Raw genomic sequence first — 20,677 nt, 5'->3', positions numbered from 1 at the left:
TCCTCAGGGCTGGGCGGCCTGCTGCGGCGGTGCGTCCAACCCCACGCCCATGGCCTGGTACAGCGTGGCCGTATCGTTCATGCGGCTGGCGGTTGCGCGAATTTCACCCAGCCTCGCATTGAGATACTGGCGTTCGCCGGCCCGCGCAGCACTGGCCGGATAAGCACCCAGTTGCGCGCGCCGCTGCGCATTGCGCCAGCCCTGCTCGGTGGCCGCGCGTGCCGCCGCCGAGGCCTGCAAGGCGTCGGCATCCTGCGTCAAGGCCACCAGACTATCGGCCACGTTCTGGAAAGCATTCAACACGGTCTGGCGATAATGCGCCTCGGCCGCGAGGTAGGCTTCCTTGCTGGCATCGCGCTTGGCGCGCAGGGCACCGCCATGGAACAGCGGCTGCGTCAGCGATGCGCCCAGACCCCACACGGCTCCCGCACCGCTGGTGGCCTTGGCCCAGGAGAAACCGGACTGGCCGAACGATGCGCTGATGGACAGGCTGGGGAACATCTCCGCTGTCGCCAGCGCCTGCTGTGCGGCCGCCACCTTCAATGCGGCATCGGCCGCGAGAATGTCGGGGCGCTGTTTCAGCAATTCGGAAGGCACCGTCATCGGCACCTGTTCGGGCAGCTTCAGGCGCGTGATGTCGAGATCGGCCGGTGCGGCATCCGGCGTGCGGCCCATCAGTACCGCCAGCGCGTGACGTGCGCCCTGCCATTGCGCTTTCAGGGCGGGCAGGCTGGCGCGCAGCGATTGCGCATTGGCGCGCGCGGACAGGACATCGTCATTGGACACGGCACCGAGCGCCAGACGCCGCTGCAATTCCCCCACGTCGGCATCGGCCAGCGCCACCAGGCGCTCGGTGTCGGCCACCTGCGCGCGCAGGGAGGCGGCATTGATGGCCGTGATGACCACGTTGGCCGCTACCGCGCGGCGTGCCGCATCGAACTGGTAGGACTGGGCATCGACCTGGGCGGCCAGCGCCGAGTTGGCGAAGCGCTCCACGCCGAACAGGTCGAAGGTATAGCTGGCGCGGATCTGGCCGGCGAAGACGTTGTACAGGTTGGTGGTCGGGCCAAGATTGGGCAGACCCAGGGCGCGCTGGCGCTGGGCCTGGCCGACCGCGTCGATGGTCGGCCACAGCGATTCATCGATCTGCGCACGCAATTGCAGGCGTGCACTGGCCAGGTTGCGGTCCGCTTCGGCCAGCGAATGATTGCTGCGCAGCGCCTCCTCGACCCAGGCGGACAAATCCGCCGAACCAAAGGCGCGCCACCATTGCGGCACGCTGCGCTGGCCCAGTACGAAGGTCTGGCGCGCCTCCTGCGGACCCAGCGTGGCCGGGGTGGCCTCGGCGGCGTAGTGGACCGGTTGCGGCACGGCCGGTGCTTCGCCGGTCGGGCCCAGCGCGCAACCCGACAGCAGCAGTGCGGCGGCCAGCGCCAGAGGGCGCACCTGCGGGGCGAACATCAAACGAACGGCGCTCATCAGTGGCTCCCTTGCGCGGCGTGGTCGCGGTGATGGGTTTCATCCGGCTTGACCCGGTAGCACAGCGCATACAGCGCCGGCAGGTAGAACAGGGTCAGGATGGTGGCGATGGTGATACCGCCCATCAGGGCAGTGGCCATCGGACCGAAGAAGTTGCTGCGCAACAGCGGAATCAGCGCCAGCACGGCCGCCGCCGCAGTCAGCGTGATCGGACGGAAGCGGCGCACGGTGGCACCGACGATTGCATCGAAGCGGCCACGTCCTGCGGCGATGTCCTGCTCGATCTGGTCCACCAGGATCACCGAGTTGCGCATGATGATGCCCAGCATGGCGATGGTACCCAGCATGGCGACGAAGCCGAAGGGCTGGCCGAACAGCAGCAGTGCGCCCACCACGCCGATCAATCCGAGCGGTGCGGTCATGACCACCATCAGGGTGCGGCCGAAACTCTGCAACTGCACCATCAGCAACAGCAGCACGGCAATGATCATCAGCGGCATCTGCGCCGAGATCGAGGATTGCGCCTTGGCATTCTCTTCCACGGGTCCGCCGACGTCGATGCGATAGCCCACCGGCAGCTCGCCACGCAGCGCATCGAGCTTGCGGTTGACGTCATTGGTGACGTCGATGCCCTGCACGCCGGCGCGCACGTCAGCCAATACGGTAATCGTCGGTTGGCGATCACGCTCCCAGATCACGCCGTATTCCAGCGTATTGTGGAACTGGCCGAGCGCGGCCAGCGGCACCGGGCCGTTGGCGGTCGGCATGGACAAGGTAGCCAGGCGCGACGGATCAACCCGCTCGCTGCGCGGGGCCCGCAGGTCGACGCCAATGAGTTTGTCGCGTTCGCGGTATTGGGTCACCGTGAAGCCCGACAATTGCATCGCCAGAAAATTGGCAATCTGCTGGCTGCTCAACCCCAGTTCGCCGGCACGCTTCTGGTCGATCTCGAAGGACACCGAACGCTGGGCCGGTTCATCCCAGTCGAACTGGATGTTGGTGGCGCGGCTCTCCTTGCGCAATTCGGCCGCCACCTGTTCGGCGATGGCACGCACCTTGGGAATCTGTTCGCCACTGATGCGGAACTGCACCGGGAAGCCCACCGGCGGGCCGTTCTCCAGTCGGGTCATGCGCGTGCGTGCCCCGCTGAACTGCTTGCGCAGCGGCTCTTCCAGCGCGCGGGCCAAGGCCTCGCGATCTTCCACCGACTTGGCGGTGACCACGAATTGCGCGAAGTTGGGGCTGGCCAGTTGCTGATCCAGCGGCAGGTAGAAGCGCGGCGCACCGACCCCGACGAAACTGACCACGTGGTCGATCTGCGGGCGATCCTTGAGCAGCGCTTCCATGCGCACCGCCTCGCGCTGGGTGGCTTCAAAGGAGGCGCGCTCCGGCAGGTGCAGGTCGATCAGCAATTCAGGGCGGTCGGAGCTGGGGAAGAATTGCTGCGGCACCAGCGCAAAGGCCGCCAGGGAAGCGATGAAGAGCACCGTGGTGGCGATCACCACGCGGCCGCGGAAGGCCACGCACCAGGCCACCGAACGGCGCAGCCAGGTGTAGATGCGGGTCTGGTAGATGGGATGGTCGTGGTCTTCCTCATCATGGCCGGCATGCGGATTGGCGGCGATCTGTTCATCGGTGAGCGCGCCCGGCTTTTCCTTGAGCATGTGATAGCCCAGCAGCGGAATGAGCACCACCGCCGCCAGCCAGGACAACAGCAGTGCAATGGCCGAGACCTCGAAAATGGATCGCGTGTATTCGCCGGTCCCCGACTTGGCCAGCGCAATCGGCAGGAAGCCGGCCACCGTCACCAGAGTGCCGGTCAGCATCGGGAAGGCCGTGCTGGTGTAGGCGAAGGCCGCAGCGCGGCGGCGGTTCCAGCCCTGTTCCAGTTTCACCGCCATCATCTCGACGGCGATGATAGCGTCATCCACCAGCAAACCCAGCGCCAGCACCAGCGTGCCCAAGGAAACCTTGTGCAGGCCGATGTCGAACAGGTACATGAACAGCGACGTCACCGCCAGCACGATGGGAATCGAGATCACCACCACCATGCCGGTGCGGATGCCCAGCGATACCAGGCTCACCACCAGCACGATGGCGACCGCTTCGGCCACGGCTTCCAAAAAGTCATCGACCGATTTTTCCACCGCATGCGGCATGCTCGACACTGCCGTCAGCGTGAGCCCGGCAGGCAGGCGCTTGCGCAATTGTTCAGTTCGCTCGTCCAGCGCCTTGCCCAGGCGGATCACGTCGCCGCCCGGCTGCATGGTCACGCCGATGCCCAGCACCGGCTGGCCGTTGGCGCGCATCTCCTGCTCCTGCGGTTCGTCGTAGCCGCGCGTGATGGTGGCGATGTCGCCCAGGCGGAAGTTGCGGTTGTTGACGTGGATGATCTTGTCTTCCAGCGCGCGCAGGTTGTCGAACTGGCCGGTGGGACGCACGTAGACACGGTCACTGCTGGTGGTGATGAGGCCGCCCGGCACCACCGCATTCTGCCCGCCGATGGCGTCGGCCAGTTGCTGCGGGCTGATGCCCAGGCGCGTCATGCGGGTATTGCCGATGTCGATGTAGATGCGCTCCTGGCGCTCGCCGAAGTAATCGATCTTGGCCACGCCCGGCACATGCAGCAGTTCGCCGCGCAGCTGGTCGGCATAGTCGCGCAGCTGCGCAGGCGTGAAGCCATCGCCGGCCAGGGCGTAGATGTTGGTGTAGACGTCCCCGAACTCGTCATTGAAGTAAGGGCCCCTGACGCCCTGTGGCAAGGTCGCCGCAACGTCGCCGACTTTCTTGCGCACCTGGTACCAGGTCTGCGGCACCTGCGAGGCCGGGGCCGTGTCCTTGATGGTGAAGAAGAGCTGCGACTGCCCTGCGCGCGAATAGCTGCGCAGGAAATCCACATCGGGCGTCTCCTGCAGCTTGCGGGCGATGCGGTCGGTAATCTGCTCCTGCACCTGGCGCGCGGTGGCACCGGGCCAGTCGGTCTGTATCACCATCACCTTGAAGGTGAAGGGCGGGTCTTCCGATTGGGACAGGCGCGAGTAGGAACCGATGCCCAGCAGCGTCACCAGCGCCAGGATGAAGGTCACCAGCGCCTGGTGCTGCAGGGTCCAGGCGGAAAGATTGAAACGGCCAGGCGCGCTCATAGGGCGAAGTCCTCGGCGTGCAGCGGGGCGACCGGCTTGACCTTCTCACCCGCGGTAAGGGTATGCACGCCCTGCACCACCACCTTGTCCTGTGTGGCCACGCCTTGCGAGAGCGAGATGCTGCGCTCGCCGTAGGCCGCGACGGTGACCGGACGCAGTTCCAGCTTGCCATCATTGGTCACGACCCACACCGCAGGCTTGCCGCCTTGATGGAACAGGGCGGTGGCCGGGAGCATCAGCACCTGGCCCTGCGCCGTATCGGCCGGTGTGATCTTCACTTCACCGGTCATGCCGAGGCGCACGCTGGCGTCCGGCTGTTCCAGCGTGACCTTGATGCGGAAGGTGCGGCTTTGCGGATCGGCCGCCGGGCTGACCTCGCGCACGCGGCCCTTGTAGGTCTTGCCGGGCAGGGCCGCCAGCGTGACCTCGGCGGCGGCACCGGGCTGCAGGCCGGCCAGCTGGCGGTCCGCGACATCGGTGACCACGTCCACTGCGCCCGACCAGGCGAGCGAATAAACCGGCTGGCCCGCACTCAACACGTCACCGGTATTGGCCTGCTCGGCGCTGATGACCCCATCATGCTGGGCTACCAGGGTGGTGTAGTCGCGCTGGTTGCCGGCCACCGAGGCACGGGCCTGCGCAGCCTTGAATTGCGACAGCGCGGCGGCATGCGCATCCTGGCTCTGCTCCAGTTGCTGGGCGCTGATGAGCTGTTCGGCGGCTTGTGCGGTGTCACGCTGCAACTGCTTCTCCGCTGCATCCAGATGCTGGCGGGCGGAGGCCAGTTCGGCGCGCGCCGAGGCGGCATTCTGGTCGGCGTCCGAGGGATCGAGGCGCGCCAGCACCTGGCCCTTGCGCACGGCGTCACCCAGATGCACGCGCCGTTCCACCAACTGGCCGGCCACGCGGAAGGAGAGCGAGGTTACGTAGCGCGACTGCACTTCGGCCGGCAGGTGCAGCGGCCGGGTGCTGCCGCGTTCCTGCGCCTGCAGCACCACCACTTCACGCGGGGCGTCGGCGACGGGGGCCGGCTTGCTGCAGGCCGAGAGCAACAACGCGAAGGGAATCGCCAGCAGCGCCATGCGCGCCAGCGGGACGCGGCGAGGGGCCGAAAGAGACGTGGAAAGACGGCCGGAACACGGACGGGAGACTGGCTTCACAGCATTCCTTTCGGGAAAGGGTAGTGTCAGGTGTCGGACCGCGGCGCGTTCCGCATCTTTACAAAAGTTCAGCGATTCTAATGCACATATGAATTCAAATGCAATCCTGTATCCGAATACAACAGTGTTAGAATCCAGCCCCATGACACGCCAACGACTCAGCCGCGAGCAAAGCCGTGAGCAGACCCGGGAACGTCTGCTGGAGGCGGCGCACGCGGTGTTCATGCAGAAGGGATACGCGCAGGCCAGCGTGGAGGATATCAGCACCGCCGCCGGATACTCGCGCGGGGCCTTCTACTCCAACTTCGATGACAAGGAGCAGCTGTTCTTCGAGCTGCTGCGCCGTGAAGGCGAGAGCATCGACCGCGGTTTCGAGCGCATCCTCGGTGGCGAACTGACCGACCCCGATGCCCTGCGCGACGCGCTGGCAGTGCAGTACTCGGCGCTGTACCGCGATGACAAATGCAGCCTGCTGTGGATGGAAGCGCGCATCATTGCCTTGCGCGACGAAAAATTCCGCGCCCAGCTCGATACCTTCCTGGAGCAGCGCTACGGCCAGATCACCCGCTTCGTCGAAGCCTACTGCCGCCTGACCGGCACCGCCCCGGCCGCGCCGCCGCGCGAGATCGCCATCGGGCTGATGGCCTTGTGCGAGGGCGTGAGTTTTTCCTATCGCTGCGTACCGCACATCGTCGATGGCAAGACCGCCGAATCGGTGCTGGCGTGGTTCCTCAAGGCGTCCATTGCGATTGCCGCACCCGGTGCAGCAGTGGTTGCAAGTCCTGCTGCCTGAGAAATCGCTGCAACAACTGGTATGACCTCCCCTGCTCGTGTTGTTGGCAGGCTGCATCCCGCGGCCTGGAAGCTGCGCGCACTGGCGCTTGCTGCTATATTCCGTTTCCAAAAAAGGGGCTGCCTGCTCGCCCTTTCCTGCAGATAGCCACGTGAGGCAGTTCCCGGAACAGAAATGGACGGGCCACGCATCTGGTCTGTGACGTTCCGGAGTCCAAAATTCAAATCCTGAAGCGCGATGTGCAAAGGGGCTGGGTGATCATGGTCTTGATGGCCATCCTGCTCGGCGGCGGTGCCATCTACCAGAGCCACCAGCAGGCGAAAGAAACGGCCATCGGCCATGCGGCCAACATCACGCTGGTGATGCAGCGCGGCCTGCAGCGGCACGCCGAGTTTTTCTGTTCGGTCCTCGATTCCATCGGCGAACGCTATCGCCAGGTGCTGCATTTCCCGGTGTCGGGCAGCGAGCTGGGATCGTTTCTCTTCACGGGCGGACAAGCCAATCGCTACATCGTCGAAACCGCCGTGCTCGACAAGCACGGCCTCCTGGTCTCCAGTTCACGCAGTTCGCCGACGCTGCTGACCAATGATTTCAGCGATGCGCCTTTGTTCCAGGCCCAGCAGAACGCCGACAGCCCCGCCGGCAAGCTGTTCCTCTCCAAGCCGATCCAGCTGGCCAAGGATTACTTCGTCGTCGTGCTGTCCCGGCGCATCACCGACGTGCAGGGCAACTTCGCTGGCGTGGCCATGATGGTGCTGGACCTGGCCTATTTCCGTTCCATGCTGGAAGGGGTGGATGTGGGCAACAACGGCGTCCTGTCGATCTACTCGCGCGATGCCACAGTGTATGTGCGCATTCCCTATGACCCGGCCATGGTCGGCCGCAATCTGAGTTCGGCACCGATGCTCGACAGTTTCCTGAAGCAGGACTCCGGTCACTTCTTCTGGAAGTCGGTCAATGACGGCGTCGAGCGCCTGTACGCCTTTCACGCGGTGCCGGGCACCAACCTGATGGTCTTCGTCGGCTATGCCAAGAGCAACATCTACAACTACTGGCAGAAGACGCTGGCCATCCTCATTATCGGTTCCATCCTGCTGATCTTCAGCGCCCTCTCCTTCTTCCGCTCGATGCAAAGCGAATTCCTGCGCCGCCATGCGTCGGAAAAGACCCTGACCACGCTGGCCACCATCGATGGCCTGACCGGACTGATCAACCGCCGCTCGATGGACGAGCTGATGGCGCGCCACTGGCAGCACCTGCGCGAGGGAACGTTGCGGCAGCTCAGCGTGATCTTCATCGATGTCGATTTCTTCAAGCTCTACAACGATGGTTACGGCCACCAGTCCGGCGACCTGGTTCTGGCCCAGGTGGCGGCCGCCTTGCGGACCAGCCTGGCGCGCAATGAGGACGGCGCGGCGCGCTATGGCGGCGAAGAATTCGTGGTGATCCTGCCGGGCAGCGATGCGGCTGGCGCGAGCAAGGTGGCCGAGCGCATTCGGGCAGCCGTCGAGCACCTCGCCCTGCCGCATGCGCACAGCCGTTTCGGCATGGTCACCATCAGCCTCGGCGTGGCCCAGGCCGACTTGCAGCGTCACGCGCAAGCCGAACAACTCCTGGCCGAAGCCGATCAGGCCCTGTATGCCGCCAAGTCAGCGGGCCGCAATCGGGTGGCGATCAGTTCCGCGATCTGAGGTCGGCCTTCATGCAGCGAGCCACTGCGCGATCTGCGGCCAGGCCTCAGCCAGGGTGCGCCCGCCCATGAACAGGCCGATATGCCCGCCCGGCACCACGCGCTGCGTGATATGTGCCGCGGGCGTACCGACCAGTTGCGCTGCGTTGAGCACCTGCTCGGGCGTGGTGATGTCATCGCGTTCCCCGGCCAGCAGGTAGAGCGGACAAGTGATATCGCGCAGGTCCAGCATCTTGCCCAGCGCCACGTACTGGCCGCGTGCCAGCAGATTGTCCTTGAAGATCTGGCGGATGGCCTGGAGATACCAGCGTCCCGGCAGGTCGATCGGCGTTTCGTACCAGGCCGCGAAGATCTCGCGCTTGGCCAGATACACGGGGTCGTCGATGTGCTGGAACAGGTCCACATGTTCGCTGAAGTAATGCTCGTCGGGATGCATGTTCTTCCAGCCCTGCAGCATGAAACTGCCGCGCATGAGGCCGCCGCCGGTACGCACCAGATCTTCGTAGAAGCGAATCGGCGTGCGCTCCACCATCTGCTTGAGCGGGCCTTCTCCCGCCCCGGCATCGATGGGCGAGCCGGCCAGTACCAGCCGCTGTACCTTGTGCGGGAAGCGCGCCGCGATCATGGCCGAGATCCACCCACCCTGGCACAGACCCACCAGGTTGGCGCGCCCGCCCAGTTCATCGATGACCACGCAGAGATCAGCCAGATAATTGTCGATCTCCAGGTCCTTCATGTCCTCGCTGGCGCTGTGCCAGTCGGTCAGGAACACGTGCGGTACGCCATGTTCCATCAGCGTTTCGACCAGGCTCTGACCGCGGTAGTAGTCGGCGATCACCGAGGTGTGTCCCGCATAGGGAGCCACCACCAGCGTCGGGACCGCATGCGCGGCAGCGGGCTTGCCGTATTCGCGCAAGCTCAGCGTACGCAGCGTCAGGCGCACCTGGTTGGCGGTGGCCATCTGCGGGTGATGCAGGGAATGCAGTTTGGTCTCTTCTTCCAGAAAGCGCAGATGCTTGTCCACCACTTCCTGTCCCTGGCGGAACACTTCGGTGGCCAGCATCATGGGCCAGAACAGCGGTACGCAGCCGGGCCCGCAGGCCGCAGGCTCTGGTGCGGGATGGCGGGCGTGGCTGGCAGATGAGGTCGTCATGCAGGGCTCCCATGGATGAGTCTTGCCGCATCGTCGGCAATGACCTGTTCTTCATTGGTCGGAATGACCAGCACGCGCACGCGGCTGGCCTGATGGCTGATGCATTCGAGATGCTGGGCGTTGGCGCTCTCGTCGAGCTGCACGCCCAGCCAGTCGAGGCGAGCGCAGATGGCCGCACGCATGCGCGCATCGTGTTCGCCGATGCCGGCCGTGAAGACCAGCGCATCCATGCCGCCCAGCGTGGTCGCCAGGCGTGCGGCTTCACCGGCACAGCGCAACGCGAACAACTCCAGCGCCTCGCGCGCGGAGGGTTCCGTACTCTGCTGCAGGGTGCGCACATCGGCGCTCACCCCTGACACACCCAGCAGGCCAGACTGGTGGTACAGCAAGTCTTCCAGCGCCGCCGGCGTCATCCCTTGCTGCAGCAGATACAGCAGCACGCCCGCATCGAGAGCACCACAGCGCGTGCCCATGGGCACGCCTTCCAGCGTGGAGAATCCGGTACTGGCATCGACACTGCGCCCGTTCTGGATGCCGCACAGGCTGGCACCATTGCCCAGATGCGCCACCACCACGTTGCCATGCGCCTCGGGCAACTGGCGGCGGCGCAATTCACTGGCGATGTAGCGGTAGGAAATGCCATGGAAACCATAGCGCAGCACGCCCTCGTCATGCAGCTTGCGCGGCAGCGCGAAGCGGCGCGCCAGTGCATCCTGCGTCGCATGGAATGCGGTATCGAAGGAGGCCGTTTGGGGCAGGCCCGGGCGCAGGCGCCCGATGGCGCGGATCAGGCGCAGGTTCTGCGGCTGATGCAGGGGGGCCAGCGGGGCCAGCGATTCCAGTTCCTGTTCGATGCGCTCATCCAGCAGTACCGAATGGGCCAGATGCAAGCCGCCATGCACCACGCGATGGCCCACTGCACACAGCGCGCCCTGCTCGTGACCCACTTCCAGCTGGTGCAGCACCTGCTCCAGTACCTTGTCCATGGAGGCAGCAGGATCGGCGTCGATGGCCATGGCCGACGCCTTGCCTTCGATCTCCAGGCGCAGCCGCAAGGGAGACAGATGCAGGTCGAGCTGTCCGTGGCCGATCTTGCTGGCGCGCTCGCCATCGAGCCGGAAGACGCCCAGTTTGATCGAGGACGATCCTGCATTGAAGGTCAGCAGCCAGCGATTCATGCAGCCTCCTTGCCGACCGCCTGCACCTTGCTGCGCGAGGCGAACAGACGGGCCAGTGCCGAGGAGGCCAGACGCACGCGCAGGCTGTCGGCGCGGCTGGTGAGGATGACCGGCACGCGTGCCCCCAGCACCAGCCCGGCGGCCTCGGCCTGCGACAGGTAGATCAATTGCTTGGCCAGCATGTTGCCGGCTTCGAGGTCGGGGACCAGCAGGATGTCGGCACTGCCGGCCACCGGCGAAGTAATCTGCTTGATGCTGGCCGATTGCAGACTGATGGCATTGTCGAAAGCCAGCGGGCCGTCGACCAGCGCACCGGTGATCTGATGGCGCGTGGCCATCACGGTGAGGGCTGCGGCATCGAGCGTGGAGGGCATGGCCGGATTGACCGTCTCCACTGCCGCCAGCACCGCCACATGCGGACGCGGCACGCCCATCACGTGCAGCAGGTCGATGGCGTTCTGGCAGATGTCGCGCTTGTGCGCCAGGGTGGGCGCAATGTTGATGGCGGCATCGGTGATGATGAGCGGCTTGGCATAGGTGGGAATGGCCATGGCATACACATGGCTGATGCGGCGCTCGGTACGCAGTCCCGAGCCGGAGGCCACGACCGCCCCCAGCAGTTCGTCACTGTGCAGGCTGCCCTTCATGAGCGCGGATACCCGCCCTTGTACCGCCAGCTCGACGGCGCGCGCAGCGGCGGCGTGGCTGTGTTCGGTGGACTCGATCTGCAGACCCGCCAGCGACAGGCCGGCTTCTTCGGCGACGCGCCGTATCCGGGCTTCAGGCCCGACCAGCAGCGGCTCCAGCAGGCCCTCTTCGCGCGCTTCCAGCGCGCCCTGCAAGGCCTCGGCGGAACAGGGGTGGACTACAGCGACCCGCATCGTCTGCGCGCCCAGGGCATCGCGGATGAGTTGACCGTAGCGCTCGGCAGGCGTGGCCTGCGTCGGTGGAAACATGGTGTCCTCCTGAGGGAATGGCATGAGGCCGGACGCACTCATGCGGGCTTGCTGTGTCGCAGCATAGCCGCAGGCGGAGGTGAGTTCAATTGCAGGATTGCCCGCAAACCGGACAGAGAACACAAAGCTTGATCTGCTTCAACTTTGTCCGGGTGCATCCGCCGTCGCGGGCGGGACTGCGGACGGTCAGGCCGGAGTCAGTGCCAGCACGTGCTGGCGCGCGCGTTCGGCGGGCATCGGTTCGGCAAAATAATGCCCCTGCATGGCGTGACAATGCATGGATTGCAGGACCTGCAGGTCTTCCTCGCTTTCAACACCCTCGGCCACCACCTGGAAGCCGAAGGAGGCCGCCAGTTGCAGCACCGCCGACACCAGCGCCTGGTTCTCGGTCTGGTCGGCCAGGCCGGTGACGAAGCTGCGGTCGATCTTCACGCGCGAGACGTGCAGCTGGCGCAGGAAGCCCAGCGAGGAATAGCCCACGCCGAAATCGTCGATGGCGATGCTCACGCCCTGCAGCGCCAGCGCGGTCAGCGTCTGGGTGGCGGCCTGCAGGTCGAGCGCGGTCTCTTCGGTGATCTCGATCTCCAGCATCTGCGCCGGCAGGTTCTGGCGCTTGAGGGTGCCCACCACCAGATCCTCGATGATGATGCGCTCCATTTCGCGCGGCGAGATGTTCATCGACACGCGCAGGTCGCTGCGGCCGTTGTCCCGCATGAACTGGATCATGTGCGCCACCTCGCCCATGATGAAACGCAGCAGCTCTTCCGACAGTCCTGCCAGCGCTGCAATCTCGATCAGATCGGGCGGCGCAATCGGACCATGGCGGCGATGCGTCCAGCGCACCAGCGCTTCGAAGCCATCAAGCGCGCGCCCGTCCTCGCAGACGATGGGCTGGAACCACACCTGCAGTTCGCCATCGGCCAGCGCCTGCGCCAGATCACGTTCGACATCGCGCTTCATCTGCAGATGCGCATCCAGCGCCGTATTGAAGACCTGGTACTGATTGCGGCCACGGCGCTTGGCCTCGTACATGGCGGCATCCGAGCAGACCAGCATCTCGTTGATATCGTCGCCACGCGACAGGTAGATGCCCAGGCTCAGGCCGATGTGACGATGGGCCAGGCGCGCGAAGGGCTGGCGCATCGCTGCGATCAGGCGCTGCGCCACGTGCTCCGGCGGCTCCGCGTGGGCGGTGAGCGGATAGAGGATCACGAATTCATCGCCGCCCAGGCGCGCCAGCGTAGCGCCCTCGGGCAAGGCCGCCTGCAGGCGGCGTGCCACTTCGATGAGCACCTGATCGCCCGCTTCGTGCCCGTAGGCATCGTTGATGACCTTGAAGCCATCCAGGTCAAGGAACATCAGGCATTGGCGTTCCCGCTGCTGCACCAGGACCTGCGCGGCCACCTGCATGAAACCGGCACGGTCCAGCAGGCCGGTCAGCAGATCGTGCTCGGCCTGGTATTGCATGCGCGCGGCGAACTGGCGCAGGTCTTCGTGGGCCACGGCCAGGGCCTGGCTGGCGGCAGTGGCTTCGTTCTTCAGGGCGCAGGCGCGCGCGAACATGCGCTCGCCCACGCGGGCACCGCGAATCAGGCCGGCCAGGTAGATCACGGCCGTCGCTGCCAGCGCCAGGCGGGTCGGCGTGCGATTGAAGGCAAACAGGCAGAAGATCACCGACAGCAGCGGCGGCGTGATGAAGCTGATCGGGATGCGAGCAAACGCGAAGCCGTGGGTGACCGCACCGGCCGTGATGCCGCACACGCAGGTCAGATAGAACAGGGTCTCGGGTGTGGTATAGCCTTCGCTCAGCCAGGGCATGCCGGCCCAGGCGAAGCCCGAGATCAGGGCGAGGATCCAGTGCAGGCGCAGGTTCAGTTCCACCACGTCGCTGGCGTCGCGCACCTGACCGCGCGGGGCCATCCACGGCACCAGTTGCGCCACGCGTTGCGGTGAGAGGCGGCACAGCGGGATCCGCACCAGGTTGACCAGCGTGGCGCAGGCCAGCCAGATCAGGGCCACCCAGAATTTGCCGGAATGCCAGGCCACGAAAGTGGAGATGCCGCTCAGCACGAAGGCCACCGGGATCGACAGCATGACGGTATGGCGGGCCGCCGTGAGCTGGTCCGCGCGAATCAGTTGTCGCAATGCAAGCCGGGACGCGTGGTCGCCGGCACCGGTTTCTGTCTTGAGTTCGTTCACATCCCCATCCCGTGGTGCCCAGTTGCGCTGCCCGCCGAGCGGCGAGGCAGAAGCGGCGGCCACCTGCCCAAGGTAGCGCTACCGATGGCGGGTATTATCCAATGAATAAGAAGAATTCCCATAAAAACATGAGCCCCATTGAGATTTATCAACGAGTTGTTGGCGTGGAAGAGACAAGCTCCGGGCTTGCTGAACCCCTTTCATGACCTGGAGAACCCTCATGTCCCAAGACAACGGCAACTGGTTATCGGCCGAACAGGCCGTCATGCCCGATGGCAGCGAACGTCAGAACTTGCCCCTGATCAACAGGAAACTGCCGCATCTCTCGCCGCAACAAGCTGCCGACAGCACGACGGCGGCAGACGCTGGAGAAGCATCAACGGCACCTGCCGGGCCAGCGGCGGCAGACTGAGTTCTCCCGCAGCAACACCTCCTGCGGAGGGATTTCCGGAGGCATCGTGCCGGAAGGCTAAAATGGAGCCGTATTTATTGCGCGGCAAACTGGCGCTGCTCCTGTCATGGCTCTCGATCCCTCCACTCTTCTCATCCTCACCATCGCGCTGGCGGCAGCCGCTTCGCTCTACCTGGCCATCGAATGGACCAGCGTCCGGGAACGTTCGCTGCTGCTGTGGAGCAGCGGCTTCGCCATCATCACGGTCGGCTCCTTCCTTGCGCTGCTGCGCTCGCGCGGCTATCTGCTGGTCGGCATCTGGTTCGCCAACGGCTTGCTGATCGCGGCGCATGCCTGCTTCCTGGCGGGCGTGGCCTGGTTCACGCGCACCCGCATCTCGCGCGCCTGGTGGCTGATTGCCTTGCTGTGGCTGCTGATGCTGTTGCTGCCCGTGCACGCCTGGTGGTCGCGCGTGATGCTGGGACTGCAATCGCTGATGATCGCCGCCCTCACCTTGCAGGCCAGCGCCCTGCTGCGTCCGCATGGTGCGTCGTTGAGCGTGGGCGCGGTGCAGCTGCGCTTCGTACTGCTGATCCATGGACTGTTCTATGTGGCCAAGGCGGTCTCGGCGCTGGCGCTGGGGGCGTTCGTGGATCTGGCGGCCTTTGGTGGCGTGCTGATCCAGGTGTCGCTGGTGGAGGGATCGATGGCGGTGATGCTGATCGCCTTGTCGATGACCGGCACCGAGCGCCATCGCCGCGAAGAACGCATCGGGCAGTTGGCCGCACGTGATCCCCTGACCGGACTGCTGAACCGGCGCGCCCTGCAGGCGCGCGCACCGGCGCTGCTGGCACGGGCCAGCGAGGCCCATCCGGGCGCGCTGCTGCTGATCGACATCGACAACTTCAAGCAGGTCAACGATCTGCACGGCCATGCCGCCGGCGACAAGTTGCTGGAAGCCCTGAGCACGCTGCTGCGTGAAGTCTTGCCCGCCGATGCGCTGGCCGCGCGGCTGGGCGGGGATGAGTTCGTGATCCTGTTGCAGGATGTGCGTGAAGAACAGGTCGCCCATCTCGGCGAACAGTTGCGGATGGCCTTCTCCCACGTGGCGCGCAAGGGCGTGGCCACTCCCGAGGCGGTGAGCCTGAGCGTGGGCGTCAGTCTCTACACCAAGCCGGCACTGGCGCTGGAAAGCCTGATGGCGCTGGCCGATGCGGCCCTGTATGACGCCAAGCGCGCCGGACGCGACCGGCTCGTCGTGAGCCCGGCACACCTCACTGCAGCCAATCCTTGAGCCGGTACCAGGCCCCGACCAGGGGCAGGAACCAGGGCTTGCCCAGATGACCGGGAATGGCCGGCCAGTCGAAATCTTTCCATGGATTGAGATCGGTCCTGCCGTCCATGACCTCGGCCATCAGCGTCCCCATGAGGCTGGCCATGTGGGTGCCGTGGCCGCTGTAACCCATGGAATAGAACACGCCATCGCGCTGTCCGGCACGCGGCAGGCGGTCCACCGTCATGTCGACCATGCCGCCCCAGCAATAGTCGATGCGGACCTTGGCCAGTTGCGGGAAGACCTCCAGCATCTGGCTGCGCAGGATCTCGCCGCTCCGGGCATCGGACTGCGGATTGGACACCGCGAAACGCGCGCGTCCGCCGAAGAGCAGGCGATTGTCCGACGTAGAGCGGAAATAATTTACAAAATTCTTGGTGTCGGTGTACATGCGCCGCGTCGGCAGCAACTGTGCCAGCAGCTCCGCCGGCAAGGGTTCGGTGACGATCAGGAAAGCGCCGACCGGCACGATGCGGCGGCGTATCCAGCCAAAGGGACCGACCTGGGAAATGCCGCTGCTCAGCAGCACCTGGCTGGCGCGCAGGCTGCCGGCAGGCGTCTGCACCTGATAGCCGCCTCCTTGCGCCTTCAGGCCCAGCACGGGAGTGTGTTCGAGGTAGATCGCACCGCGTCGCTGGGCCGCGTGGGCCAGGCCGCGCACATAGCGGCCGACATGCATGCCGGCGCTCTTTTCCATCAGCAGTCCACCGTAGTAACGGTCGCTGCCCAGTTCGTCACGCAGCTCGGCGCGGGTGATCAGGCGCGTGTCAGCATCCACGTTGGCGGCCAGCAGGGCCTGGCTGCGCGCCAGCTTGTCGACGTGCTCGGGCTTGGCCGCCAGCTTGAGCTTGCCGTAGCGTACAAAACTGCAGTCGATGGATTCCTCGCGCACCAGCCGTTCCACCGTATCGACGCCGGCATCGAAGGCGCGATAGAGCCGGTTGGCCCACTCCGTTCCCAGGCGTTGTGACAGGGCAGCGTAGTCCTGCGCGAAGCCGTTGTTGCACATGCCGCCGTTGCGGCCGGAGGCGGCACCGCCGACGACATCCGCTTCGCACACCACCACCCTGGCCCCCTTGCGCGCCAGCGCCAGGGCCGCCGCTGAACCGGTGATGCCGCCGCCGACGACCAGGACGTCGCAACCGCCCTCGGGCAAGGCGGTGTGGGTGCTGGCGAAGGGGGATGAGGTGTCCAGCCAGTACGACTTCAATTGCATCAGGAGCTCCATCGACAGTCGGCAGCCGGATCATGAACGCAGGGGACGAGGCCGCAACAGGGTGTGGATTGATTATGGTGCGCGCTCCCGGTACGGTGATTAATGCTCATTGAACGCAGCATTAAACGCAGGTTAATGCTCGTGCAGCGCCCGCCCTTGCCGGCTGCCAGCAGGATGAGCGGCGCAGCGTAACGAAAAATGCCGGAAAGCCGGCGTTTAAAAGTAGAAGCTGCTCCGATCCCGGCGCAATAAGAATTATTAGTTGGAGGCCGGCGGCCATACTTCTTCCATCCCCAACGAAGGAGTTTGAGCAAATGACTTTCAAGCCGAAGTACATCAGTTTTGACTGCTATGGCACCCTGATCAATTTTGAAATGGGCCCGACCGCCCGCAGGCTCTTTGCCGACCGCGTCGACGAGAAGCGCATGCCGGCCTTCCTGGACAGCTTCCGTTTCTATCGTCTGGACGAAGTGCTGGGCGCCTGGAAGCCCTTCTTCGACGTGGTGGAATGCGCGATCCAACGCGCCTGTCACGCCCACGGCGTGGAGTACCGCGCCAGCGATGCGCAGGCGCTCTATGCGGCCGTGCCGACCTGGCAGCCGCATCCGCATGTGGTGGAGACGCTGGAGAAGATCGCGCCCCACATCCCGCTGGTGATCCTGTCGAACTCCATGATCGACCTGATTCCGCACAGCGTGGCGCACCTCAAAGCACCCTTCCATGCGGTCTACACCGCCGAGCAAGCGCAAGCCTACAAGCCGCGCGGACAGGCCTTTGAATACATGTTCGACCAGCTGGGCTGCGGCCCGGAAGAGATGGTGCATTGCTCGTCGAGCTTCCGCTATGACCTGATGACGGCCAAGGATCTCGGCTTCATGGGCAAGGCTTACATCGACCGCAATCACGAGCCGTACTGCGATGGCTATGGCGTGAGCCGGCTGACGGACTTCCGCCAGCTGGCCACACTGGTCGGCCTTTGATGGCTGCCGTCGCGCCTACGAGAGACGGGACGCATCATGCTTGAGACCACATTGCAAGAACCCGCCGCTCTGAATACGGCGGCACCTGATCTTGCGCCGGCCGCGCTGGAACAACTGGCCGCCGCCCGCTATGGCATCGCAGGCAAGTCCAGCGCGCTGGGCGGTGAGCGCGACCAGAACGCCTGCATCGAGAGCGCCGATGGCACGCGCTACGTACTGAAGATCAGCAATCCTTCCGAACAGGCGGCGGTGGTGGATTTCCAGATCGCCGCGCTGGATCACATCGCGCGGGCGGCACCGGATCTTCCGATTCAGCGCGTACTGCGCTCCTTGAGCGGGCAAAGCATCGAACAGGTGACACTGCCGGATGGCAGCGTGAGCATGGTGCGCCTGCTGACTTACCTCGACGGCGTACAGATCAAGCACACCGAACGCAGCGACGGCCAGCGGCGCGCCATGGGCAGTGGCCTGGCCAGGCTGGACCTGGCCCTGCAAGGATTCAGCCATACCGGGGCGCATCATGACCTGCTGTGGAATGTCTCCACAGCGCACCGCTTGCGCGACAAGATGGAAAGCCTGCAGGATCCGGCCAAGCAGCAGCTGGCACGGCACTTCATGGCGCGCTTCGAACGAGATGTGCTGCCGCGCCTGGGCGACGTGCGTGCGCAGGTGATCCACAACGACTATCACCTCTACAACGTGCTGGTGGCACCGCAGGAGCTGGAGCGCATCACCGGCATCATCGATTTCGGCGACATGCTGCATGCGCCACTGGTGGGTGAAGTCGCCACGGCGGCCGCGTTCCACATGACCGGCAGCGAGGATCCGTTTGCCGGACCAGCGCAGTTCGTCGCGGCCTATCACGCCGAGCTGCCGCTGACCGCGCCGGAACAGGAGATCGTCGCCGACCTCATGGTCACGCGCCATCTGGTCACGGCGCTCATTTCCGAATGGCGCGCGGTGCGCTATCCCCACAACCGCGCCTACATCATGCGGCACAACCCGGCGGCCTGGGAGGCGCTCGGCCAGCTGGCCGACCTGCCACGGCAGGACGCGCGTGACCGCCTGCTTTCCGACATCTGACACAGGAGCATTGCATGAGCACCCCTACCGACCTCACCATGGTCAACGCCTACATCCCCGGCCGTGCCGACGTCGGGCCCGTCACCGGGGCCCTGATCGAGCGCCGCAATGCCCTGCTGGGGCCGGCGTACCGGCTGATGTATGAACATCCTTTGCACATCGTGCGTGGCGAGGGCGTCTGGCTGATCGATCCGCAGGGGCGGCGTTATCTGGATGTGTACAACAACGTCACATCGCTGGGGCACTGCCATCCGGCCGTCACCGCAGCGATCTGCGAACAGGTGCAGACGCTGGCCACCAACACGCGCTACCTGCACGACACCATCCTGGAGCTGGCTGAACGCCTGCTGGCGACGGTGCCGGAAACAGCGCTGGCGCACCTGATGCTCACCTGCACCGGCAGCGAAGCCAATGACCTGGCCTATCGCATCGCCAAGGTCCGCACCGGCGGCACCGGCGTGATCGTCACCGACACGGCTTATCACGGCATCACCGATGCGGTCTCGCAGTTTTCGCCCTCGCTGGGCAGCAGCGTCAACCTGGGGCCGCATGTGCGCCTGGTGCCGGCCCCGCGCGCCTATCACGCGCCGGGGCAGGACCTGGGAGAAAAATTCACCCGCGACGTAGAAGCCGCCATCGCCGACCTGCAACGGCACGGTATCCGGCCTGCTGCCCTGATCGTGGATTCACTGTTCACCAGCGACGGCATCCTCCCCGGACCTGCGGGCTTCCTGCAGGGCGCGGTGCAGGCCATCAAGGCAGCCGGTGGCTTGTTCATCGCCGATGAAGTGCAACCGGGCTTCGGCCGCACGGGCCAACACATGTGGGGCTTCCAGCGCCATGGCGTAGCGCCCGACATCGTGACCATGGGCAAGCCGATGGGCAATGGCCAGCCGGTTGCCGGCATCCTGGCGACCGCCGATGTGCTGCAGGAATTCGGGCAGCGTTCGCGCTACTTCAATACCTTTGCCGGCAACACGGTCTCGTGTGCCGCTGCGCTGGCGGTGCTGAAGACGATAGAACGCGAAGGCCTGATTCCCCATGCACGGGAGGTCGGTGGCGTGCTGCTTGACGGCATCCATGCGCTGGCCGAACGCCATGAAGCCATCGGCGACGTGCGCGGTGCGGGCATGTTCGTGGGCGTGGAACTGGTCTCGGACAGGGAACAGCGTACGCCAGACCGGGCGCTCACCAGCGAGGTGGTCAACCGGATGCGCCAGAAGGGCGTGCTGCTCAGTGCCTGCGCGATGGGCCACAACGTGCTCAAGATCCGGCCGCCGCTGGTGCTTTCGGCCGATCAGGCGGGCATGGTGATCGATGCGCTGGACCAATCGCTGACCGAAGCCCAGGCCGCTGCGGTGCGCGGCTGAGGCCGATGATGCGGCGCTATGATCGTTCCATGCGCACCCCCGACCCCATCGACCGCACCGATATCAAGATCCTCGAGCACTTGCAGCGCGAGGGCCGCTGTTCGAACGTGGAGCTGGCCGAGGCCGTCAATCTCAGTCCCAGCCCCTGCCTGACCCGGACCAAGCGCATGGAAGAAGCCGGCGTCATCGCCGGCTATGCCGCCCAGGTCGCGCTGGACAAATTGGGCAGTCATGTCGTGGTGTTCTCCGAGATTACGCTGGGCAGTCATCGCCCGGCGGACTTCCGCAAGTTCGAACAGGGCGCGGCCAAGTATGCGGAAATCGTGGAGTGCTACAACGTCAGCGGGGGGTATGACTATTTGCTCAAGATCGTCTCGCCCACCGTGGCGCTGTTCCAGGAGTTGATGGAACGCCTGCTGGAGGACGAGATCGGCATCGAGAAATTCGCCAGCCGCATTGTGTTGCGGCATCCCTATGAGCGGCGGGTGGAGCCGGTGGAGGTGATTGCTTCGGGGAAGAGCAGCTGGAAGTAGCGATAGTGCGGTGATCGCTG

The 20,677-nt window shown here is 65.2% G+C and carries 16 protein-coding genes; 8 read left to right on the top strand and 8 right to left on the bottom strand.

Features of this window, described 5'->3' with window-relative positions; genetic code table 11:
* Nucleotides 1–3: 3 nt before the first annotated feature.
* Genes ACWFUC_RS06305 through ACWFUC_RS06295 form a run of 3 tightly spaced genes read right to left on the bottom strand, consistent with a single transcriptional unit; the run spans nucleotide 4 to nucleotide 5,704 of the window.
* A complete protein-coding gene (locus ACWFUC_RS06305; protein WP_489624403.1) occupies nucleotides 4–1,479 on the bottom strand; it encodes an efflux transporter outer membrane subunit in 1,476 nt (491 codons plus the stop codon).
* Nucleotides 1,479–4,622, bottom strand: a complete 3,144-nt coding sequence (locus ACWFUC_RS06300) for an efflux RND transporter permease subunit (protein ID WP_343726029.1) — start codon at nucleotides 4,620–4,622, stop codon at nucleotides 1,479–1,481. Before ACWFUC_RS06300 ends, ACWFUC_RS06305 begins: the two co-directional genes overlap by 1 nt.
* Nucleotides 4,619–5,704, bottom strand: coding sequence for an efflux RND transporter periplasmic adaptor subunit (locus tag ACWFUC_RS06295; protein ID WP_489625522.1), 1,086 nt, complete (start codon nucleotides 5,702–5,704; stop codon nucleotides 4,619–4,621). The genes ACWFUC_RS06300 and ACWFUC_RS06295 overlap by 4 nt, the downstream gene beginning before the upstream one ends.
* A 220-nt stretch (nucleotides 5,705–5,924) precedes the next feature.
* Between ACWFUC_RS06295 and ACWFUC_RS06290 the strand changes: the two genes are divergently transcribed.
* On the top strand, nucleotides 5,925–6,575 hold the full coding sequence (locus ACWFUC_RS06290) for a TetR/AcrR family transcriptional regulator (protein ID WP_051057342.1): 651 nt from the start codon (nucleotides 5,925–5,927) through the stop codon (nucleotides 6,573–6,575).
* Nucleotides 6,576–6,835: 260 nt separating this feature from the next.
* The gene (locus ACWFUC_RS06285) at nucleotides 6,836–8,266 is read left to right on the top strand and encodes a sensor domain-containing diguanylate cyclase (RefSeq protein WP_489625521.1); all 1,431 of its coding nucleotides are present in this window, start codon (nucleotides 6,836–6,838) and stop codon (nucleotides 8,264–8,266) included.
* 9 nt (nucleotides 8,267–8,275) lie between these two features.
* On the opposite strand, the gene ACWFUC_RS06280 is transcribed toward ACWFUC_RS06285, so the two are convergent.
* The 4 genes from ACWFUC_RS06280 to ACWFUC_RS06265 form a co-directional block, all read right to left on the bottom strand.
* Nucleotides 8,276–9,418, bottom strand: coding sequence for an alpha/beta fold hydrolase (locus ACWFUC_RS06280; RefSeq protein WP_121042423.1), 1,143 nt, complete (start codon nucleotides 9,416–9,418; stop codon nucleotides 8,276–8,278).
* Complete coding sequence (locus tag ACWFUC_RS06275) at nucleotides 9,415–10,596, bottom strand: acetate/propionate family kinase (RefSeq protein WP_489624402.1); 1,182 nt, start codon at nucleotides 10,594–10,596, stop codon at nucleotides 9,415–9,417. The genes ACWFUC_RS06280 and ACWFUC_RS06275 overlap by 4 nt, the downstream gene beginning before the upstream one ends.
* A complete protein-coding gene (locus ACWFUC_RS06270) occupies nucleotides 10,593–11,675 on the bottom strand; it encodes a bifunctional enoyl-CoA hydratase/phosphate acetyltransferase (RefSeq protein ID WP_489624401.1) in 1,083 nt (360 codons plus the stop codon). The genes ACWFUC_RS06275 and ACWFUC_RS06270 overlap by 4 nt, the downstream gene beginning before the upstream one ends.
* A 63-nt stretch (nucleotides 11,676–11,738) precedes the next feature.
* Nucleotides 11,739–13,751: a putative bifunctional diguanylate cyclase/phosphodiesterase gene (locus ACWFUC_RS06265; protein ID WP_489624400.1), complete on the bottom strand. Its 2,013-nt coding sequence runs from the start codon at nucleotides 13,749–13,751 to the stop codon at nucleotides 11,739–11,741.
* 220 nt (nucleotides 13,752–13,971) lie between these two features.
* Between ACWFUC_RS06265 and ACWFUC_RS06260 the strand changes: the two genes are divergently transcribed.
* Nucleotides 13,972–14,163 (top strand): hypothetical protein, encoded by a 192-nt coding sequence (locus ACWFUC_RS06260; RefSeq protein ID WP_134221096.1) that lies wholly within the window; start codon nucleotides 13,972–13,974, stop codon nucleotides 14,161–14,163.
* A 106-nt stretch (nucleotides 14,164–14,269) separates the two neighbouring features.
* Nucleotides 14,270–15,436, top strand: a complete 1,167-nt coding sequence (locus tag ACWFUC_RS06255; protein ID WP_489624399.1) for a GGDEF domain-containing protein — start codon at nucleotides 14,270–14,272, stop codon at nucleotides 15,434–15,436.
* Here ACWFUC_RS06255 and ACWFUC_RS06250 read toward each other — a convergent pair.
* Entirely contained in the window at nucleotides 15,417–16,691 is a 1,275-nt protein-coding gene (locus ACWFUC_RS06250) for an NAD(P)/FAD-dependent oxidoreductase (RefSeq protein ID WP_489624398.1), read from the bottom strand. The two genes, ACWFUC_RS06255 and ACWFUC_RS06250, sit on opposite strands and share 20 nt — an antisense overlap.
* A gap of 314 nt (nucleotides 16,692–17,005) precedes the next feature.
* Between ACWFUC_RS06250 and ACWFUC_RS06245 the strand changes: the two genes are divergently transcribed.
* The 4 genes from ACWFUC_RS06245 to ACWFUC_RS06230 are packed head-to-tail and all read left to right on the top strand — an operon-like array spanning nucleotide 17,006 to nucleotide 20,657.
* Nucleotides 17,006–17,671, top strand: coding sequence for a haloacid dehalogenase type II (locus ACWFUC_RS06245; protein WP_413458626.1), 666 nt, complete (start codon nucleotides 17,006–17,008; stop codon nucleotides 17,669–17,671).
* A gap of 36 nt (nucleotides 17,672–17,707) precedes the next feature.
* Entirely contained in the window at nucleotides 17,708–18,754 is a 1,047-nt protein-coding gene (locus tag ACWFUC_RS06240; RefSeq protein ID WP_489624397.1) for a phosphotransferase, read from the top strand.
* Nucleotides 18,755–18,768: 14 nt separating this feature from the next.
* Entirely contained in the window at nucleotides 18,769–20,124 is a 1,356-nt protein-coding gene (locus ACWFUC_RS06235; RefSeq protein ID WP_489624396.1) for an aspartate aminotransferase family protein, read from the top strand.
* Between the two features lie 29 nt (nucleotides 20,125–20,153).
* Nucleotides 20,154–20,657, top strand: a complete 504-nt coding sequence (locus tag ACWFUC_RS06230) for an Lrp/AsnC family transcriptional regulator (protein ID WP_413458623.1) — start codon at nucleotides 20,154–20,156, stop codon at nucleotides 20,655–20,657.
* Nucleotides 20,658–20,677 lie beyond the last annotated feature (20 nt).

Source organism: Herbaspirillum sp. Her4, assembly GCF_057961335.1.
Note: the sequence above shows the minus strand (reverse complement) of the source record. Positions and strands in the feature narration are given on the sequence as shown.